Origin of the sequence: Massilia sp. CT11-137 (genome assembly GCF_047302885.1) — a bacterium.
In the GTDB taxonomy this organism is placed as follows: Bacteria; Pseudomonadota; Gammaproteobacteria; order Burkholderiales; family Burkholderiaceae_D; genus Telluria; species Telluria orientalis.
In genome coordinates, this window is sequence record NZ_JBKYMP010000002.1 from 254,576 (window position 1) to 274,164 (window position 19,589).

At 65.7% G+C, this 19,589-nt stretch carries 20 protein-coding genes; 10 read left to right on the plus strand and 10 right to left on the minus strand.

Annotation, left to right across the window (positions count from 1 at the left end):
• Position 1: 1 nt before the first annotated feature.
• From ACEN98_RS17890 to ACEN98_RS17915, 6 genes are all read right to left on the minus strand, one after another.
• Positions 2-844 (minus strand): ABC transporter ATP-binding protein, encoded by an 843-nt coding sequence (locus ACEN98_RS17890; protein WP_413386199.1) that lies wholly within the window; start codon positions 842-844, stop codon positions 2-4.
• The gene (locus tag ACEN98_RS17895; RefSeq protein ID WP_413386200.1) at positions 841-1,662 is read right to left on the minus strand and encodes an ABC transporter permease; all 822 of its coding nucleotides are present in this window, start codon (positions 1,660-1,662) and stop codon (positions 841-843) included. Before ACEN98_RS17895 ends, ACEN98_RS17890 begins: the two co-directional genes overlap by 4 nt.
• A gap of 146 nt (positions 1,663-1,808) precedes the next feature.
• Positions 1,809-3,203 (minus strand): ABC transporter substrate-binding protein, encoded by a 1,395-nt coding sequence (locus ACEN98_RS17900; RefSeq protein WP_413386201.1) that lies wholly within the window; start codon positions 3,201-3,203, stop codon positions 1,809-1,811.
• A 21-nt stretch (positions 3,204-3,224) separates the two neighbouring features.
• Entirely contained in the window at positions 3,225-3,458 is a 234-nt protein-coding gene (locus ACEN98_RS17905) for a ferredoxin family protein (RefSeq protein WP_036238885.1), read from the minus strand.
• A 13-nt stretch (positions 3,459-3,471) separates the two neighbouring features.
• A complete protein-coding gene (locus tag ACEN98_RS17910) occupies positions 3,472-5,202 on the minus strand; it encodes a fumarate reductase/succinate dehydrogenase flavoprotein subunit (RefSeq protein WP_413386202.1) in 1,731 nt (576 codons plus the stop codon).
• Between the two features lie 22 nt (positions 5,203-5,224).
• Positions 5,225-5,974 (minus strand): GntR family transcriptional regulator, encoded by a 750-nt coding sequence (locus ACEN98_RS17915; RefSeq protein WP_413386203.1) that lies wholly within the window; start codon positions 5,972-5,974, stop codon positions 5,225-5,227.
• A 154-nt stretch (positions 5,975-6,128) separates the two neighbouring features.
• On the opposite strand from ACEN98_RS17915, the gene ACEN98_RS17920 reads away from it, so the two are divergent.
• Both ACEN98_RS17920 and ACEN98_RS17925 read left to right on the plus strand, forming a co-directional pair.
• A complete protein-coding gene (locus tag ACEN98_RS17920) occupies positions 6,129-6,719 on the plus strand; it encodes an esterase (protein ID WP_413386204.1) in 591 nt (196 codons plus the stop codon).
• Positions 6,720-6,814: 95 nt separating this feature from the next.
• Entirely contained in the window at positions 6,815-7,933 is a 1,119-nt protein-coding gene (locus ACEN98_RS17925; protein WP_413386206.1) for a DUF484 family protein, read from the plus strand.
• Between the two features lie 73 nt (positions 7,934-8,006).
• On the opposite strand, the gene ACEN98_RS17930 is transcribed toward ACEN98_RS17925, so the two are convergent.
• Complete coding sequence (locus ACEN98_RS17930) at positions 8,007-9,989, minus strand: cation:proton antiporter (RefSeq protein ID WP_413386207.1); 1,983 nt, start codon at positions 9,987-9,989, stop codon at positions 8,007-8,009.
• An 85-nt stretch (positions 9,990-10,074) separates the two neighbouring features.
• Between ACEN98_RS17930 and ACEN98_RS17935 the strand changes: the two genes are divergently transcribed.
• The 8 genes from ACEN98_RS17935 to ACEN98_RS17970 all read left to right on the plus strand — a co-directional run bounded on the left by ACEN98_RS17935 (position 10,075) and on the right by ACEN98_RS17970 (position 16,730).
• Entirely contained in the window at positions 10,075-11,097 is a 1,023-nt protein-coding gene (locus ACEN98_RS17935; RefSeq protein WP_413337896.1) for a KpsF/GutQ family sugar-phosphate isomerase, read from the plus strand.
• Positions 11,097-11,630: a KdsC family phosphatase gene (locus tag ACEN98_RS17940; RefSeq protein WP_413386208.1), complete on the plus strand. Its 534-nt coding sequence runs from the start codon at positions 11,097-11,099 to the stop codon at positions 11,628-11,630. Before ACEN98_RS17935 ends, ACEN98_RS17940 begins: the two co-directional genes overlap by 1 nt.
• 7 nt (positions 11,631-11,637) lie before the next feature.
• Positions 11,638-12,249: an LPS export ABC transporter periplasmic protein LptC gene (gene lptC / locus ACEN98_RS17945; RefSeq protein WP_413386210.1), complete on the plus strand. Its 612-nt coding sequence runs from the start codon at positions 11,638-11,640 to the stop codon at positions 12,247-12,249.
• Positions 12,250-12,262: 13 nt separating this feature from the next.
• Positions 12,263-12,832, plus strand: coding sequence for a lipopolysaccharide transport periplasmic protein LptA (gene lptA, locus ACEN98_RS17950; RefSeq protein WP_413337890.1), 570 nt, complete (start codon positions 12,263-12,265; stop codon positions 12,830-12,832).
• A 14-nt stretch (positions 12,833-12,846) separates the two neighbouring features.
• Entirely contained in the window at positions 12,847-13,623 is a 777-nt protein-coding gene (lptB, locus tag ACEN98_RS17955; protein ID WP_413337888.1) for an LPS export ABC transporter ATP-binding protein, read from the plus strand.
• A 2-nt stretch (positions 13,624-13,625) separates the two neighbouring features.
• Positions 13,626-15,128: an RNA polymerase factor sigma-54 gene (locus ACEN98_RS17960; RefSeq protein WP_413386211.1), complete on the plus strand. Its 1,503-nt coding sequence runs from the start codon at positions 13,626-13,628 to the stop codon at positions 15,126-15,128.
• 62 nt (positions 15,129-15,190) lie between these two features.
• Positions 15,191-15,550: a ribosome hibernation-promoting factor, HPF/YfiA family gene (gene hpf, locus ACEN98_RS17965; RefSeq protein WP_371770598.1), complete on the plus strand. Its 360-nt coding sequence runs from the start codon at positions 15,191-15,193 to the stop codon at positions 15,548-15,550.
• Between the two features lie 103 nt (positions 15,551-15,653).
• On the plus strand, positions 15,654-16,730 hold the full coding sequence (locus ACEN98_RS17970) for an enoyl-CoA hydratase/isomerase family protein (protein ID WP_413386212.1): 1,077 nt from the start codon (positions 15,654-15,656) through the stop codon (positions 16,728-16,730).
• A gap of 242 nt (positions 16,731-16,972) precedes the next feature.
• Here the strand turns inward: ACEN98_RS17970 and rapZ are convergent, their stop codons facing one another.
• From rapZ to ACEN98_RS17985, 3 genes are all read right to left on the minus strand, one after another.
• Entirely contained in the window at positions 16,973-17,836 is an 864-nt protein-coding gene (gene rapZ / locus ACEN98_RS17975) for an RNase adapter RapZ (protein WP_413337882.1), read from the minus strand.
• 216 nt (positions 17,837-18,052) lie between these two features.
• Positions 18,053-18,988 (minus strand): HPr(Ser) kinase/phosphatase, encoded by a 936-nt coding sequence (gene hprK, locus ACEN98_RS17980; protein WP_036238906.1) that lies wholly within the window; start codon positions 18,986-18,988, stop codon positions 18,053-18,055.
• A gap of 16 nt (positions 18,989-19,004) precedes the next feature.
• A complete protein-coding gene (locus ACEN98_RS17985) occupies positions 19,005-19,487 on the minus strand; it encodes a PTS sugar transporter subunit IIA (RefSeq protein WP_259448148.1) in 483 nt (160 codons plus the stop codon).
• Positions 19,488-19,589: the final 102 nt, after the last annotated feature.

A 19,589-nucleotide genomic window follows, 5' to 3' on the forward strand; every position in this document is an offset into this window, starting at 1 on the left:
TTCAGAGAGGGCCCAGGGGGCTCAGGCGCGCGAGCGGCGTGATGCTGGCCTGCGGGTGCAGCAGGTCCAGGCAGTGGCGCTTCAGGCGCGTGAAGTGGTTCGACGTCATGACGTCCGGATGGCGCGGGCGTTCGAAGTCGAGGCGGATCTCGTCGATGATGCGGCCCGGCCGTGGGCTCATCACGAGGATGCGGTCGGCGAGGAACAGCGCCTCGTCGATGTCGTGCGTGATGAAGATGATGGTCGTGTTCACGCGCGCCCACACGTCCAGCAGAAGTTCCTGCATCTTCAGGCGCGTCTGCGCGTCCAGCGCGCCGAACGGCTCGTCCATCAGCATCACGCGCGGATGGTTGATCAACACGCGCGCGATCTCCACGCGCTGCTGCATGCCGCCCGACAGCTGGATCGGATAGCGGTCCTCGAAGCCGGCGAGGCCCACGAGGCCCAGCAGCTCGCGCGCCCGTTCGCGCCGCTCGCGCCGGCCCACGCCCTGCATCTTGAGGCCGAAGGCGACGTTGTCCAGCACCTTCTTCCACGGGAACAGCGTGTGCTGCTGGAAGACGAGGCCGCGGTCCGGATGCGGTCCCGCGACGGGCGCGCCGTCGACGTGGATGCTGCCGCGGCTCGGCGTCCAGTGGCCGGCCAGCGCGCCGAGCAGCGTGGACTTGCCGCAGCCGGAGGGTCCCAACACGCAGACGAATTCGCCCGGCGCGATGGACAGCGATATGTCCTGCACGGCGTCGAACGCCTGCGCTCCCTCGCCGAGGCGGACGCCCAGCTTGTCGATCTCGATGGCGCCGCCCTGCGCCAGCTGCGCGCGTTCGAAGTTGGTCGTCTGGTTCATCGCTTTTTCCTTTGCATGTGGTACCAGGGCATCGCAAGGTCGCCGATCTTCTTCACGAGCGCGCTGCTGCCCATGCCGATGACGCCGATGAACAGCATGCCGACGACGATGTCCGGATAGTTCTGGATCGTGTACGCGGCCCACGTGTAGTAGCCGATGCCGAACTGGCCTGAGATCATCTCCGCCGTCACGAGGCAGAACCACGCGGTGCCCATGCCGATCGACAGGCCCGTGACGATGTTCGGCGCGGCCGCCGGCAGGATCACTTCCGAGAAGATGGTCCAGCGGCCGGCGCCGAGGCTGCGCGACGAGGCGACGAGACGCGGGTCGGCGCCTTCCACGCCGTGGACCGTGTTCAGCAGGATCGGGAACAGCGCGCCGATGAACGTGATGAACACCATCGACAGTTCCGACGACGGGAACATCAGGATCGCCAGCGGGATCCAGGCGACGGCCGGGATCGGGCGCAGCATTTCCAGCGGCGGCAGCAGCACGTCTTCCAGCAGCCGCGAACGGCCGATGAAAAGACCGAGCCCGATGCCGACGATGCCGGCCGCCACGAAGCCGGCGAACACGCGCCACACGCTGGCCTTCAGGTGCAGCGCCAGCTTGGGCGATTCGATCAAGGTCGTGGCGGCGTCCAGCACGTCCTTCGGCGACGGCACGTTCTGGAAAGAAACCAGGCCGAGGTCGAGGTGGTGGGTCGACGCCCACTGCCAGGCCGCCACGCAGGCGGCGAGCGACAGCGCACGCAGCACCAGGCGGCCCGCGCGGCGCAGCAGGGCCGGGTCGAGTGTGCGAGGGGCGGTGGTGTCCATTGAGGCTCCTGGGTTACTGTAATAGGAACGCTGCGTTTGAACGTCGTTCCCGCAGAGGCGGGAACCCAATTTCTTCGACTACGGCCGCAAAACTTGGATCCCCGCCTGCGCGGGGATGACGAATCATCCGCTAACGGGTAATGGGATCAGATCGATTTCGCGCCCTTGAGCGTATCGAAGTCCACGACCTTGCCCTTCACCTTCGCGGCCTGCGTCTGCGCATCCGCCTTCAGCAGGTAGGCGCTGACGTCCTTGCCGTCGGCCGCGACGACGAACCATGCGTCGCGGGCCAGCAGTTTCAGGCCCGAGCCCTGGTCGTGCGCGTACACCGTGCGCGTCTTCTTGCCCGCCTGTTCCAGCTTGCGCAGCTCGGCGATCGCGGTCGTTGCGTTCGCGTAGTGGCGTACGAGCGGCTCGCCTTGCACCCAGATCTGCGTGAGGTGGCGGAAGTCCGTGATCGGCTTGCCGGTGACGGCGTCCTTGGCCTTCAGCGGCAGCTTTTCGTAGTTCTTCAACTGCTTGTCGTAGTCCAGGCCCGCCTGCCTGAAGGCAGTGCGAATAAAGGTGTCGTCGATGAAGCTGTTCACGTCGATGTCGGCATCGGTCCGCTTCAGGAGGCGCAGGGTCTCGATCGACGTTTTCACGGCTTGCCGATACTCCGGCTTCCACGTGAAGTCGCGCGTCTGCAGGCCCACGGGGCCGTGGAATAGATAGTTCACTTCCGCTTCGATGCCGGTGACTTTCGCGATCAGCTCACTGTATTTTTCCGGCTCGGCCGCGATCAGACGGTCCGCCTCGATGGCGGCACGCAGGTAGGCGACGACGATGTCCGGGTATTTCTTCGCATACGCCGCGTCGACGAGGCTGCCGTGCATCGTCGGCGCCTGGGCTTGCGAGCCGTCGTAGATCTTGCGGGCGAAGCCGCGGTGCGGGAATAACTCCGCGAACGGGACGAAGTCGGCGTGCGCGTCGACCTTGTTGCTCTGCAGGGCCGAGCCGGCGACTTCCGGCGCCTGCGTCGTGATGTTCACGTCCTTCTCCGGATCCCAGCCTTGCGCCTTCACGGCGCGCAGCAGCATGCCGTGGGCGGTGGAGGCGAACGGCACGGAGATCGTCTTGCCCTTCAGTTCCGCCAGCGATTGCACGGGCGAGTTCTTCGGCACGACGATGCCGTTGCCGGAACCGAGCGTGCTGCCCGACAGGACGGTGATGAAGATGCTCTTCTTGCCCGCCTTGGCGTGCGCGGCGCCGTTGAAGGAGCCGGGGAAGTCGGCCATCGAGCCCAGGTCCAGCTTGCCGGCCACCATCTCGTTCGTCAGCGGCGCGCCCGACGTGAAATTCTTCCACTCGATGTCGTACTTGACGTCCTTGTACTTGCCGTCGTGCGGCAGGTATTTTTCGAGCAGGTGCAGCTCGCGGATCAGCAGGCCGCCGGTGGCGCAGTTGATGGTCGTGTCCTGCGTGCCGATGGCGACGCGGATGGTCTCGGCCGCGTTGGCGGAACCGAAGGCGAGCAGCAGGGACAGGGCAAGGAATTTCATTGATTGTTCTCCGTAGGTTGTTCAGCGCAGCAGATAGGGGATGTCGACGTGCACGGCACCCGTGGGGCAATCCTTCTCGCACGGCATGCAGTACCAGCATTCGTCGAACTTCATGTAGGCCTTGCCCTTGACCATGTCGATGGCCAGCACGTCGAGGGGGCACACGTCCACGCACACGGTGCAGCCCTTGTGTGCGATGCATTTGTCTTCGTCGACGGTGACGGGGACGCTGGTGATGTTGATGGTGGTCGGCATGAGGTTCTCCTGGTCAGGCCGCGAGGGCTTCGGTCTTGTGCACGCGCAGGCGGCGGTAGGCGTCCTTCTCGTTGTCGTCGAGCGGAACGATGTACGGGGCGATCGGGCGCTTGAAACAGGTCATTTCGCCGTCCTGCTTCTTCAGCTGCACGTGCACGAACCAGTCGGCATCGTTGCGCTGCGGGTAGTCGACGCGGTTGTGGTACAGGCCCCAGCGGCTCTCCATGCGGTACAGCGACGCGCGTGCGGCCATCTCGGCGCAGTCGCGGATCGCGTGGATTTCCATCGCGCGCATCAACTCGTGCGGATTCCTCGCCTGGAGGCGATCGAGGTCGGCACGGATCATCTCGAAGCGCTGCAGGCCGATCTCCATCTTGCGCGTGACCTTCGGCGGCTGCAGGTAGTCGTTGACCATGCGGCGCAGCTTGTATTCGACCTGGTTCGGCGGCAACCCGTCCTCGCGCGTCAGCGGCGCCCACACGCGGGCGCGCTCGCGCTCGACCTGCGCCTCGTCGACGGCGGGCAGTTCGTGCGCCGCGCAGTACGCGGCCGCGCTTTCGCCGGCCAGGCGGCCGTAGACGAACGCGCCCAGCATGTAGTTATGGGGCACGCAGGCGAGGTCGCCGGCCGCGTGCAGGCCCGGCACCGTCGTGCGCGCATGCTCGTCGACCCACACGCCGGACGCGGAGTGGCCGCTGCACAGGCCGATCTCCGAGATGTGCATCTCGACCATCTGCTCGCGGTAGTCCGTGCCGCGCCCTTCGTGGAAGCGCCCGCGGCTCGGACGCTCGTTCGTGTGCAGGATCGTCTCGATGGTCTGGATGGTTTCCTCGGCCAGGTGGTTCATCTTGAGGAACACGGGGCCGTTGCCGCCCTGGAGTTCGTCGTAGAACTCCTGCATCATCTGGCCGCTCCAGTAATCGCATTCGATGAAGCGCTCGCCTTTCGCATTCGTCGTGTGACCGCCGAACGGGCCGGTGACGTACGCGCAGGCGGGGCCGTTGTAATCCTTGATCAGCGGGTTGATCTGGAAGCATTCGATGCCGGATAGCTCGGCGCCCGCGTGGTACGCCATGCTGTAGCCGTCGCCCGCGTTGGTCGCGTTTTCGTAGGTACCGAACAAATAGCCCGAGGCGGGCAGCCCGAGACGTCCGGCGGCGCCCGTCGCCAGCACGACGGACTTCGCGCGGATCACGTGGAAGTCGCCCGTGCGGCAATCGAAGGCCATCGCGCCTGCGATCGAGCCGTCTTCGGCGGTCAGCAACCGCGTGGCGACGAGGCGGTTGGTGATCGCGACGCGTGCGCGTTTCAGGCGGCGGTACAGCACCTTCTTGATGTCGTGCCCCTCGGGCATCGGCAGGACGTAGGTGCCCATGTGGTGGACCTTGCGCATCGCGTAGTCGCCCGTCTCGTCCTTCTCGAACTTCACGCCCCAGCTGTCCAGCTCCTCGATCATCGCGTAGCTGTTCTGCGCGTACGCCATCACGGTGGCCTGGTTGACGATGCCGTCGTTGGCGATCGTGATCTCCTTGACGTACTGTTCGGGCGTCGCGAAGCCCGGCACGACGGCGTTGTTCAGGCCGTCCATGCCCATCGAGATCGCGCCGCTGCGCTTGACGTTGGCCTTTTCCAGCAGCAGCACGCGCAGCTGCGGGTTCGCTTCCTTGGCCTTGACGGCGGCCATCGGGCCGGCCGTGCCGCCGCCGATCACGAGCACGTCGACGGTTTGAATATGCGTTTCCATATCGGTTCCAGTTAAATGAATGTCAGGGATGGCGCGGCAGGCGTAGGGCGTACTGGAAGGCTTCGCCGCGTACGTACAGGTATTCGAAGTCGAGCGGCATGCCGTCCGCCGTCCACGTCAGGCGCTCGATGCGCAGCAACGCGGCACCCGGTTCCACGCGCAGCGCCCCGGCCAACGCGTGATCTGCATTGACCGCGCCGATCTGGATGTCGGCGTGGCCGAGCGTGATGCCGTAGTCGGTTTCCAGGATCAGGAAGATGTCGCGTTCAGCGAGGTTCTCGCCGCGCAGGCGCTCGCCGATCGCGGGCGGCAGGTACGTGATCTCGAACGACACCGGCTCGCGGTCGAGCCAGCGCACGCGGTGGATCTCCGTCACCGGCGCGCCCGGCGCCACGCGCAGCCGCGCCGCCACCAGGGGCGTTGCCTCGACCAGCGCATGCTTCACGACGCGGTTGACGATCCGGTGGCCCTTGCGCGACATCGCTTCGCCGAAGCCTTCCAGCCGCGCCAGTTCCTGGCTCGGACGGGTCGCGGCGACGAACGTGCCCTTGCCTGGCACCTTCACGATCACGCCTTCCTTCTGCAGGTCGCCCAGCGCCTGGCGCACGGTAATGCGGCTCACTTTGAAGAGGGTGCCGATCTCGCTTTCGGACGGCAGCCGGGCCTGCGGGGCATAGGTGCCGTCGACGATGCGTTCGCGCAGCCGTTCACGGACTTGCGAATACAGCGGGACGGCGGATGGTTCGATGGCGCGAAGGGTGGCGTGGGTCATGGTCTGGTATGTCCTGTCATGACAAGTCATGATTGGCAGGATGGTATCGACGAGCGGGGCCCCGGGGAACGAATGGTTTCGCGCTTGTTAATTTGGAAAACGCCTGAGTCGGTGGGCGTATATCGATATGCGGCGGATGCGCTAGACTGCGCGGATGCATTCCCTGATCATCCTGCTTCATGGCGCCGGTCAGACGCCCGCCGACATGGCGCCGCTGGCCGACCTGGTCACCATCCATGATCCTCACGCGCGCGTGGTTGCACCGCCGGCCGCCTGTCCCTGCGACCGCGGCGGCGCCGGCTTTCAATGGATGTCGGTGGCCGGCATCACGGAAGAGAATCGTCCGGGCCGCATCCGTGCCGCGCTGCCCGTATTCGTCGCGACCATCGAGGCGTTACAGCGCGCGCATGGCGTGGGCGCGGATGACACGGTGATGGCGGGCTTTTCGCAGGGCGCGATCATGGCGCTGGCCGCGTGCCGGGACCGCTATCTCGCGCGCCACGTCGTCGCCGTCGCGGGACGCTGCGCGCCGCTGCCGGGCGTCTGGGAGCGGCGTACGGCCGTCACGCTCGTGCACGGCCGCCGGGACGGGACGGTGCCCGTGCAGCACAGCGAACGCATGTTCGAACGCCTCGCCGCGCTCGGGGCGGACGTGCGGCTGGACGTCGTGCCCCGCGCCGTCCACCTGCTGGCGCCGCCGCTGCTGGACCGGGCCTGGGACGCGGTACGCGCAACATTGAGATGACATGTTGGCAATATTGTTAGCCTTACCTCATCATTTTCGTTTTCAAGCCGCGTAAGTTCGCGTAAATTAGGGTTCTTGCTGAAGGGGAACCACACATGCACGAGCGCGGCGCCAGTGTGCGCGAACTCATCGCCGAGAACGAGGCCTTGCGCCGCCAGTTGGCCAGTTTGATGGACCAGGCCGAGGGCAACCACGCCATCATGATGCGGCACCAGGCGTTCGACCTGGAAATCGTGGGCGCGAGCACTTTCCAGGAACTGGTCGGCACGATCTTCCGCCTGCTGCCCGTGGTGTCCGACCTCGACGCCGTCACCCTGTCGCTCGTCGACACGGACGCCGACATCTACACCGTCATGGACAAGCTGGGCGTGGATTTCGAGGCGTTTCCCAACCTGCTGTTCCACGACAATGTCGATGGTCTCGGGTATGACCTGACCGCCGGTCGCACGCCGAAACCGCGGCTGATACCGTTCGACGCGGCCACGCAACGCCACGCCTTTCCCCATCCGCCCGCGGGCATCGCCAGCGTGGCGCTGGTGCCGCTGCTGCGCAATAAACGATTGATCGGCAGCCTGAACCTGGGCAGCCGCGACCCGGGCCGCTTCACGCCGCTGCTGGGGACGGACTTTGTCGAGCACATGGGGTCGATCATCGCGATCTGCCTGGAGAACGTGATCAGCAACGAGATGCTGAAGTACATCGGCCTGACCGATGCGCTGACGGGCGTCTACAACCGCCGCTACATGGACCGCCGTCTCGTCGAAGAGATCTCGCGCGCGCGGCGCCAGGCGTACCGGCTGTCGTGCATGTACATCGACATCGATTATTTCAAGCAGGTCAACGACACGTATGGCCACCTGGCCGGCGACGACGTGCTGCGCGAAGTCGCGGCGCGCATCAAGGCCGAACTGCGCATGACGGATGCGCTGGGCCGCTTCGGCGGCGAGGAATTCGTCGTGCTGCTGATCGACGCGGACCTGGGCAGCGCCAGCATGGTCGCCCAGCGCATCCGCGCCAGCGTGGCGGAGAAGCCGTTCGTGATGCCGGAAGGGCAGACGCTGGCGGTGTCGGTGTCGATCGGCGTGGCGACCCTCGACGATTTCGAGCGCGACCACGCGATCGAGGGTGTGGCGCAGCAGCTCGTCGCGCAGGCCGACCAGGCGCTCTATCAAGCCAAGGAAGGTGGACGCAACCGCGTCGTCGCGATGACGTAACGTCACGCGTGGGCTCGGGGAGCCCACCCTACGAATTTCCGTAGCCGTAGGGTGGGCACCCCGTGCCCACCGATCACCGCAGTAACCGGCCTTCCGCGCGCGTGACCGCGTTTCCGGTTCCTCTTAATACCACCACATCCCCCGCCCGCAATTCCGTCTCCGGCGTCGGCTCGATGCGGTCGATCCCGCGCCGCACGGCCGTGACTTCGGCCCCCACTTCGTCCAGTTCCAGCTCCGCGATGCAGCGCCCGACGGCGCCGGCGTCGTCGCGCAGGGTCACCGAATGCAGGCGCACGTAGTTGTGTTCCGTGCCGTCCGCGATGTCGCTGGCGCCGTGGAAGAAGCCGCGCAGCGAGGCGTAGCGCTCGTCGCGCGCGGCCTGCACGCGGTGCACCACGCGGCGCAGCGGCACGCCCATCACGACCAGCGCGTGCGAGGCCAGCATCAGGCTCGATTCCAGCGCTTCCGGCACGACCTCGGTGGCGCCGGCCCGTTTCAGCACGTCGAGTTCCGTGTCGTCGTGGGCGCGCACGATCACGGGCAGCTTCGGCGCCAGCTCGGTCACGAGGTGCAGCACTTTCACCGCGAGGCGCGTGTCCGCGAACGTGATCACGAGGGCGCTGGCGCGGTTGATACCGGCCGCGATCAGCGCTTCGCGGCGCGTGCAGTCGCCGTACGACACGTTGATGCCGGCCGTGCGCGCTTCCTGCACCCGCTCGGGGTCGAGGTCGAGCGCGTACCACGGCAGCTTTTCTTCCGACAGCAGCGTGGCCAGCGACTGGCCGCTGCGGCCGAAGCCGGCGATGATCACGTGCTTCTGCGCGGCCATCGTGCGGCTCGCGATCTGCGTCAGCTGCAGCGACTGCAGCATCCATTCGTTGGTCGCCACCTTCATCACGAGCTTGTCCATGTTCGCAATGACGAACGGGGCGACCAGCATCGACAGCACCATCGACGCGAGCACGAGCTGGATCACGAACGGCGCGATCAGGTGCGAACCCGAGGCGAGGCTCAGCAGCACGAAGCCGAATTCGCCGGCCTGCGCGAGCGCGAGGCCAGTGCGCATCGCGACGCCGTCGGTCGAGCCGAACGCCTTGGCCAGCAGCGCGATCAGCGCGAATTTCAGCAGCACCGGCACGGCCAGCAGGAGCAGGACGACCCACCAGTTCGCGAGCACGAGCTGCACGTTCAACAGCATGCCGATGGTGATGAAGAAGAGGCCCAGCAGCACGTCGCGGAACGGCTTGATGTCCTCCTCCACCTGGTGCTTATAGGGCGTCTCGGAGATCAGCATGCCCGCCACGAACGCGCCCAGCGCCATCGACAGGCCGGCGTGTTCCGTGATCGCGGCCGCGCCCAGCGTCACGAGCAGCAGGTTCAGCATGAACAGTTCCTGCGAGCGGCGCTTGACGACGATGTTGAACCACTTGCGCATCAGCTTCTGGCCGAAGAACAGCAGCAGCGCCAGCACGGCGGCGGCCTTGATGCCGGCCCACGCGAGCGTCATCGCGAGTTCCTCGGCCGGTTTCGCCAGCGACGGGATCAGGATCAGCAGCGGCACGACGGCGAGATCCTGGAACAGCAGGATGCCGATGATGCGGCGTCCATGCTCGCTTTCCAGCTCCAGCCGTTCCGTCAGCAGTTTCGAGACGATGGCCGTCGACGACATCGCCAGCGCCCCGCCGAGCGCCAGCGCGGCCTGCCAGCCGATCTGCATCGACGGGGGCAGGTAGCGCGTCCACAGCGACGCCAGTACCGTCACGACGATGGTCAGCACGACCTGCGCGAGCCCGAGCCCGAACACGATGTGGCGCATGGCGCGCAGCTGGGCCAGCGAGAATTCCAGCCCGATGGAGAACATGAGGAAGACGACGCCGAATTCGGCCAGGGCCTGCGTCGTGGTGCCGTTGTCGGCGAGGTTCAGCGCGTGGGGGCCGATCAGCACGCCGACGGCGAGATAGCCCAGCATCGGCGGCAGGTGCAGCATCCGGAACGCGACGACGCCGAGGACTGCGCTGCCCAGCAACAGGAGGGTGAGTTCGAGGCCTGAGGTCATGGAGCGCGACGGCGAGGTCCCGTAAATATGTTGTTTGTTACGTCTGGCAAGTTTTTTGCTTTCCCAATTCGGATATACTTTGCCTATGAGTGTAACCGATGAAAAAATAATGCTGACAAGTTTTAACGAGGCCCAGGCACGGCGCGCGCTGGATCTGGCCCGCGAGGCGTTGGATGTCGAAGGCGAGGCGATCCGCAAGCTGTCCGCGCGCCTCGACCGCGACGACAGCGTGCCGCGCGCCGTCGCGCTGATGATGGCGTGCAAGGGCCGCGTCGTCGTGTCGGGCATGGGCAAGTCGGGCCACATCGGCCGCAAGATCGCGGCGACCCTGGCCTCCACCGGCACCCCGGCGTTGTTCCTGCACCCGGGCGAGGCCGCGCACGGCGACCTCGGCATGGTGACCTCGCAGGACGTATTGATCGCCATCTCGTATTCCGGCGAAAGCAGCGAACTGGCCATCGTGATCCCGGCCGTCAAGCGCATGAACGTGCCCGTGATCGCGATGACCGGCAAGCCGGAGTCGAGCCTGGCCCTGGCGGCGGACGTGCACCTGGACGTGGCCGTCGAGAAGGAAGCCTGCCCGCTGAACCTGGCGCCGACCGCGAGCACCACCGCGACCCTCGCGCTGGGCGATGCGCTCGCCGTCGCGCTGCTCGAGCTGCGCGGCTTCAAACCGGACGATTTCGCACGCTCGCACCCGGGCGGCGCGCTCGGCCGCCGCCTGCTCACGCACGTGCGCGACGTGATGCGCAGCGGCGCCGCGGTGCCGACGGTGAAACCGGACGCGCTCCTCACGGACGCGCTGCTGGAAATCTCGCACAAGGGCATGGGCATGACGGCCATCGTCGACGATGCCGGCCGCCCCGTCGGCGTGTTCACGGACGGCGACCTGCGCCGCCTGATCGAAAAGGTCCAGGATTTCAGCAAGCTCGCGATCCGCGACGTCATGCACCCGAACCCGCGCCGCGTGCATCCGGAACAGCTGGCGGTGGATGCCGTCGCCGTGATGGAAGAATTCCGCATCAACCAGATGCTCGTCACGGATGCGGACGGCGTGCTGGTGGGCGCATTGCACATCCACGACCTCACGCGCGCCAAGGTGATCTGATGGTGACTCCGCTGGCACACATGGAGCGCGCGGCGCGCGTCAAAGTCATGATCTTCGACGTGGACGGCGTCCTCACCGACGGCAGCCTGACGTACGGGCCGGACGGCGAAGTCACGAAGACGTTCTACGTGCTGGACGGCCTCGGCATCCAGCTGCTGAATCGCACCGGCGTGCAGACGGCGATCATCAGCGCACGCACGTCGCCCATCGTCATCAAGCGCGCAAGCGACCTCGGGATCACGCACGTGTTCCAGGGCCAGCACGACAAGCGCCTCGCGTTCGCCGAGCTGCTGGATAAAACCGGCGTGACGGCGGAGGCGTGCGGCTACATCGGCGACGACGTGATCGACCTGCCGCTGCTCACGCGCGTGGGCTTTGCGGTGACGGTGCCGAGCGGGCATCCGGAAGTGCAGCACCGCGCCCATTACGTGACGAAGAACCCGGGCGGCCGCGGCGCCGTGCGCGAAGTGTGCGACATGGTGATGCGCGCCCAGGGCACCTACGAACAGGCGCTCGCGCCTTACTTCGGATAAGAGAGATATGGCTCCCGCAAGCTACAAGCGTACCGCGCACCGCTGGCGCCTGCTGCTCCTGATGCTGTTCGCCGTGTTCTGCGCGTTCGGCAGCTTCTGGCTCGTGCAGGTGATGCAGGGCGAGGAGAACGGGCCGGGCTTCAACGCGGGCAACGAGCCGGACTACATCGTCGACAACTTCAGCTGGGTGCGCATGTCGGAGGCCGGCAAGCCGCGCTACGTGATCTCGGGAGAGCGCCTCACGCACCGCCCCGTCGACAACACGGCGCTCGTGGACAAGCCGGTCGTGCAGAGCCTCACCGACGAGCATCCGCCGATGACGATGACGGCCAACAGCGCGCTCGTGAGCCAGAACCAGAACCAGATCGACCTGACGGGCAATGTCGACATCCGGCGTCCGGCCGCCCCGGGTGCGGAGCCGATGCGGATCCGCACCGAGGTCCTGACGATCCTGCCGGACGACGAGATCGCGAAGACCGACAAGCCGATCCACATGACGCTCGGCGCCGCATCGGTCGACGCGGTGGGCATGGTCGCCAACAACGCCACGCAGCAGATCGCGCTGGGTGGCCGCGGCAAGGTCACCTATCCGCCACGCCAGTCGCGCGCAAGTCACTAAAAAGGACTATCGAATGAAAAAAATACTCGCCGCCGCCATCTTCCTGCTGGTGCCGCTGGCTGCCTCGGCCGAGAAGGCGGACGCGCTCAAGCCCGTCGACATCGCGTTCGACAACGCCAATGTCGACCAAGTCACGCAGAACTACGTCGCCACAGGCAACGTGGTCATCACGCGCGGCACCATGATCCTGAAGTCCGACCGCGCCGAGGTCAAGGAATCGCCGGACGGTTGGCGTACCTTCATCCTCACCGCGAATCCCGGCAAGCTCGCGACCTTCCGCCAGAAGCGCGACGGCGGCCCGGACCTGTGGGGCGAGGGCCAGGCCCAGCGCATCGAATACGACGAGCGCAACGACATCGTGAAGCTGTTCTCGAAGGCCGTCATCCGCCAGCTCGAGGGCAAGAAGGTCACGCAGGAGATGGCCAGCGAATTCATCTCCTACGACAACCGCAACGAGAAGCTGCTCGGCCTGAACGACGCCAACGGCACGGACAAGCCGGGCAATGGCCGCGGCAGCATCACGCTGCAGCCGCGCCGTGCCCCTGCCGCCGGCGCCGCTCCCGCTCCGGCAGGCAAGCAATGACGGAGGCAAGCGCAATGGAAGCAGGCACGCAGGCCGCGCCAGCCGAATGCGGCGGCAGCACCCTCGTCGTCAAGGGACTGCAGAAGAGCTACGGCAAGCGGCTCGTCGTACGCGACGTGTCGCTGCAGGTGGCGTGCGGCGAAGTGGTCGGCCTGCTGGGCCCGAACGGCGCAGGCAAGACGACCTCGTTCTACATGATCGTGGGCCTCGTGCCGTCGGACGCCGGCAGCATCGACATCAACGGCACCGACATCACCGGCCTGCCGATCCATCGGCGCGCGCTGCTCGGACTGTCGTACCTGCCGCAGGAAGCGTCCGTGTTCCGCAAGCTGACGGTGGAAGAGAACATCCGCGCCGTGCTGGAATTGCAGCGCGAGAACGGCAAGTCGCTCACCAAGGCGCGCATCACCGAACGTCTCGACGAGCTGCTGGCCGAGCTGCAGATCGAGAAGCTGCGCGAGAGCCCGGCGCTGTCGCTATCCGGTGGCGAACGCCGCCGGGTGGAGATCGCGCGCGCGCTCGCGACCAATCCGCGCTTCGTGCTGCTGGACGAACCGTTCGCCGGCGTGGATCCAATCGCCGTGATCGAGATCCAACGCATCGTGCGCTTCCTGAAGGAGCGCGGCATCGGCGTGCTGATCACGGACCATAATGTGCGCGAGACGCTGGGCATCTGCGACCGCGCCTACATCATCAACCAGGGCGCGGTGCTGGCATCGGGCCGTCCCGACGACATCATCGCCAACGAATCGGTGCGCCGCGTCTACCTGGGCGAACACTTCCGAATGTAGTCATGAAACAGACGCTGCAACTCAAGACCTCACAGCACCTTGCACTGACGCCGCAACTGCAGCAATCGATCCGCCTGCTGCAGTTGTCCACGCTCGAGCTGCACCAGGAAATCGAGCAGGTCCTGAGCGAGAACCCGCTGCTCGAACGGCTCGACGATCCGCTCGACCGCTCCGTGCGGTTGCTGGCCGACGGCGCTATCAACAGCGCGCCGTCCTCGTCACAGGCGGGCGAGGCGCCGGCCGCGCAGGGCAATGGCGACGAAGGCGGCAGTGCGCCCGCCGAGAGCGGCAATGGCGAAGGCGGTGACGCCGGCGGCGACAGCGGAGAAAGCGGCGGCGAAGGCGGCGAGGACTGGGGCGAATACGGCCGCAGCGGCAGCGGCGGCGGCGAGGATGAGGACGGCCGCCCGCAGCTGGAAGCGAGCCCCGTCACGCTGCGCGAGCATTTGATGGAGCAGGTGCGCCTGACGTGCTGCGCGGCGCGCGACTGCGCGCTCGTGGAACTCGTCGTCGATGCGCTCGACGACAACGGCTATCTGGAAGAACCGCTGGAAGACATCCATGCGCGCCTGCCGGAAGAACTGGAGATCGAGTTCGACGAATTGCGCACGGCGCTCGCCATGGTGCAGAGCATGGACCCGCCGGGCGTGGGCGCGCGCAGCGCGGCCGAGTGCCTGGCGCTGCAGATCCGCCGCATGCCCGGCGTGCCGATGGTGACGCGGCGCATGGCGCTCGTCATCGTCGAGAAATACCTGACGTGGTTCGCGCAGCGCGAATTCAACAAGCTGAAGAAGGCGCTCGATTGCGACGACGAAGACCTGCGCGAGGCCCAGGCCGTCATCCGCCAGTGCAATCCGCATCCTGGCGCGGCGTTCGCGTCGGACGTGTCGGACTTCGTCGTGCCCGACGTGATCGTGCGCCGCGCCAAGGATGGCTGGAGTGTGCAGCTGAATCCGGAAGTGATGCCGCGCCTGCGCGTGAACAGCCTGTACGCGTCGCTGATGAAGCAGGGCAAATCGGAAACGCAGATGAACGCGCAGTTGCAGGAAGCCAAGTGGCTCATCAAGAACATGCGCCAGCGCTTCGACACGATCCTGCGTGTAGCCCAGGCAATTGTCGATCGGCAGCGCAACTTTTTTTCCCACGGCGCAGTCGCGATGCGGCCCCTTGTTTTACGTGAGATAGCTGATACACTAGGTCTACACGAGAGCACAATTTCTCGAGTCACAACTCAGAAATATATGCTGACCCCGCACGGCATGTTCGAGTTGAAGTATTTCTTCGGGAGTCACGTTGCCACCGAAGCGGGAGGCGAAGCATCGTCGACGGCAATACGGGCCCTCATCGTACAACTCACAGGAGCAGAAGACCCCAAGAATCCATTATCCGATAGCAAGATCGCGGAGATGCTAGGGGAACAGGGAATGGTCATCGCGCGACGCACGGTCGCAAAATACCGTGAGGCGCTGAAAATCCCGCCCGTCAGTCTCCGCAAATCCTTGTAACAAACACTGTCCCATTGCGCAGATGCGCGCACGGCAGGCAGTGCATCTTCAAAGGAGTGTGTATGAATCTCACAATCAGCGGACATCATCTCGATGTAACTCCAGCCATCCGAGAATACGTACAGAACAAGCTCGAACGCATCACCCGTCATTTCGATCAAGTGATCGACTCACACGTCATCCTCTGCATCGACAATCTCACCGAGAAAGAAAAACGCCAGAAAGCCGAGATCAACCTGCGCCTCGCGGGCAAGATCGTCCATGTCGCCAGTGCCGCGCACGATCTATACGCCGCGATCGACATGCTGATGGACCGCCTGGACCGCCAGGTCGTCAAGTACAAGCAAATGCTCAAGGATCATGACAACGCGTGTATCAAGCGCATGTCCGAAGGTGGGGAGGAGGAGCCCGCCACGGCGTAATGCCACGCGTGCAGTAGCACCAAGGAGTAAAGGGCGCATCGGCGCCCTTTTAGTTTTTATGGGCGCTACAATGCTGCTCTGATTATTTCAATAACAACGAGACATGACTGCACACGTTCTGACGCGGGTTGCCAACCGCAGCGGCATCATCACCCTGGACCGCCCGAAGGCGCTGAACTCGCTGTCGCTGGACATGGTCCGTGCGCTCACCGCCACGCTGCTCGCCTGGCGCGACGATGCATCGATCGACGCCGTCGTCATCGGAAGCAGCAGCGAAAAGGCCTTGTGCGCCGGCGGCGACATCCGCTTTTTCCACGAGGCCGGCCGCGCCACGCCGCAGACCGGCAGCCCGCTGCTGGAAGATTTCTTCACCGAGGAATACGCGCTCAACCACCTCATTCACTTCTATCCGAAGCCGTACATTGCGCTGATGGATGGCGTCGTGATGGGCGGCGGGATGGGCATCGCGCAGGGCGGGCCGGATTGCGGCCTGCGCATCGTGACGGAGCGCTCGAAGATCGCCATGCCCGAAGTGAACATCGGCCTGTTCCCGGACGTGGGCGGCAGCCACTTCCTGTCGCACGCGCCGGGCCGCCTCGGCCACTATCTCGGCGTGACGGGCGTGACGATCGGCGCGGCCGATGCGATCTACGTCGGCCTGGCCGACGTGTTCGTGCCGGGCGCGCAGCTGGATGCGCTGCGCGCGCTGATCGAGACGACGCCGGGCGCGGAACTGCCCGCCGCGATCCGCGCGTTCGCCGCGCCGTTCCCGGCCGGCGCGAGCGAACTGGAAGCGCAGCGCGACGCGATCGACCGCCACTTCGGCGCGGACTCCGTCGCGGCCGTGATGGCATCGCTGGAGACGGATGGGAGCCCGTTCGCGCAAAAGACCTTGGCCACGCTGCGCCAGCGCTCGCCGCTGATGATGTCGGTAACGCGTGAGATGCTCGTGCGCGGGGAAGCGCTCGGCGTCGCGGACTGCCTGCGCATGGAGCGCTCGCTCGTGCGCCGCACGTTCGAACACGGCGAAGTGCTCGAAGGCGTGCGCGCGCTCGTGATCGACAAGGACAATGCGCCGCGTTGGAATCCGCCCACGCTCGATGCGGTCACGCCGGAGATGGTCGCGTGGTTCTTCGCGCCCGTCTGGCCTGAACACGCGCATCCCTTGCGCGCTTTGTGATCTCGCTGGAAGCAGACGCGTTCCGCCTGGACGCACCGGATCGCCCCGTGCTGTTCGCGAAATTCGAACCGGCCGGTCCGCTGCGGTGAAGAGCGGCTTCTACCGGCTGCTCGACGAGTTCTTTTGATTTCCGCGCGGGCTCGGCGAGCCCGCCTACGCCGGGATCACGTACGGTGGGCATTTGAGGCCGGGGGCCTCAAATGAAACGTGCCACGCGTGAAGCATGCGTCGTGTTGGCGGTGTCAGGGCTGCTCGCGGTGGCGCACGACGACGCGTTCCGTGTCGCTGAAATACGCGCCGAGCCGCTCCGCCATGTACACGGAGCGGTGCTGGCCGCCCGTGCAACCGACGGCCACGGTGAGATAGCTGCGGTTGTCCTTCTTGAACGACGGCAGCCACTTGGCGATGAACGCGCGGATGTCGGACAGCAGCTCGGCCGCCTGCGGCTGGGCGTCGAGGAAGGCGATCACGGGCGCGTCCCTGCCGTTCAGCGGGCGCAAGGTGAGGTCGTAATACGGATTCGGCACGGCGCGCACGTCGAACACGAAGTCGGCATCGAGCGGCACGCCGCGCTTGAATGCGAACGATTCGAAATACAGCGTCAGCGGCGCGTAGGCGACCTCGGCCAGTTCCTTGATCCATGCGCGCAGCTTGTTGGCCGACAGTTCGGACGTGTCGATCACGTGGCCCATCTTCTCGATCTGCCCCAGCCGGTCGCGTTCTTCCGAAATGCATTCGATCAGCGTGCGGCGCGACGCCGGGTTCTCGCCCGGACGCAGTTCGTGCGACAGCGGGTGGCTGCGGCGCGTCTCGGAAAAACGGGCGACGAGCGAGTGCGTGCTGGCGGTCAGGAAGATCACCTTCACCTGGTGGCCTTCCTCCCGCAGCGCGGCAACCGTCGTCGGCAGCTCGGCCAGGGACTCCGCGCTGCGCGCGTCGACGGCGACGGCGATGCGTCTGGTTTCGTCGCCTTCGATGCTGCCGACGAGCGCCGGCAGCAGGGCGGGGGGAAGGTTGTCGACGCAATAGTAGCCAGCGTCTTCGAGGACGTTCAGGGCGACGGATTTACCGGAGCCCGAGATACCGGTGATGAGTAGGATGCGCATGGCGCGATGATAGCATCGGCAAGTCTTTGCCGCATCGCACAAGGCTTATGGATGAGGTATTTGCAACAGTGCCGTGGGGAGCGGATTCCTGGACTGAACTTTCGTATGCTCAGTCGCTGCTCATTGCTTGTCGCTGGTGGAGCAGGGGTTTCGCGGAGCACCGCTCCGCGCCTGCGGAACGGGCGGGCCATGCTTGGCCCGCACTCCACTGCAGCGCTAATCGCTGCTCATTGCTTGTCGCTGCCGCTCCATGAACTCCTGCAGCGTATCGATCCCGCGCAGCTGCAGGATCGTGTTGCGCACCGCGGCTTCCAGCAGCACCGCGATGTTGCGGCCGGCCGCGACGGGAATGACCACTTTGCGGATCGGCAGGCCCAGCACGTCCTCGGTGGGGAAGTGGAAGGGCAGGCGTTCGACTTCCTCGTCCAGCGCGCCCCGTTTGACGAGGTGGACGATCAATTTGAGGCGCATCTTGCGGCGCACCGCCGTCTCGCCGAAGATCGCCTTGATGTCCAGCAGGCCCAGACCACGCACTTCGAGCAGGTTCTGCAGCAGCGGCGGGCAGCGGCCCTCGATCATGTTCGGGGCGATGCGCGAGAATTCGACGGCGTCGTCGGCGACGAGGCCATGCGAGCGCGAGATCAGTTCCAGGCCCAGCTCGCTCTTGCCGAGGCCCGAGTCGCCCGTGATCAGCACGCCGACGCCCAGCACGTCCATGAACACGCCGTGCATGATGACGCGCTGCGCCAGCTTCTTCGACAGATACACGCGCAGGTAGTCGATGACCTGCGCGGCCGGCAGCGGCGTCGAGAACAGCGGGATGTTCTGCTCGTCGCAGATGGCGAGGATGTCCGGCGGGGTGTCGAGACCCTGCGCGATGAACAGCGCCGGCGGACCGCCCGCGATCAGTTCGCCGATCAGGTGGCTGCGCGAGCCGGATTTCAGGCGCTGGTAGTAATTCAGTTCCTGGTGACCGAACACCTGCATGCGGCCCGGGTGGATCAGGTTCAGGTGGCCGACCTGGTCCGCGGCGGAGACGGCGTCGCCGGAAATCTGGCGTTCTCCGCCTGGAAATCCGGCGAACCAGCCCAGTTGCAGGCTGTCGCGGTTGTCGTCGTACAGCCGTTGGATGGTCAGCGGGGTCTGCAGCATGGTCGCTTTCGCAAGGTCAGCCGAGGGCTTGCAGGCTCGGTTGCCAGTTGATGATGCGTTCGTAGACGGACTTCGGATCCGTGTCCGTGCTCAAGGCCGTGCGGATTGCCTCATCCGAAAACAGTTCCGCGATCTCCGACAGGATTTCCAGGTGCTGTTGCGTGACGTGGTCCGGGATCAGCAGGAAAAAGAGCAGTTTCACCGGCTGGCCGTCCGGCGATTCGAACGGGATCGGCTCGGCCAGGCGCACGAACGCGGCCAGCGGCGATTTGAGGCTTTTGCTGCCCTTGATGCGACCGTGCGGCACGGCGACGCCATGACCGAGTCCGGTGGACCCGAGACGCTCGCGCGCGAACAGGTTGTCCGACACGGTGGAGCGGGCGATGCCGCAGTTGTTCTCGAAGATCAGGCCGGCCTGCTCGAAGGCGCGCTTCTTGCTCGACACTTCGATGTCCAGCTGCACGTTCTCGAGCGAGAGGATTTTGCTTAGATTAGTCATAACACGCTTCTATTGCGGTGCACCCTGGGTGCTTGCGAGCGGGAATTATAGGCCTGTTTTATGGCCGTGTAATTCGATTTTGCACGCCGTCCGACGCCTGTG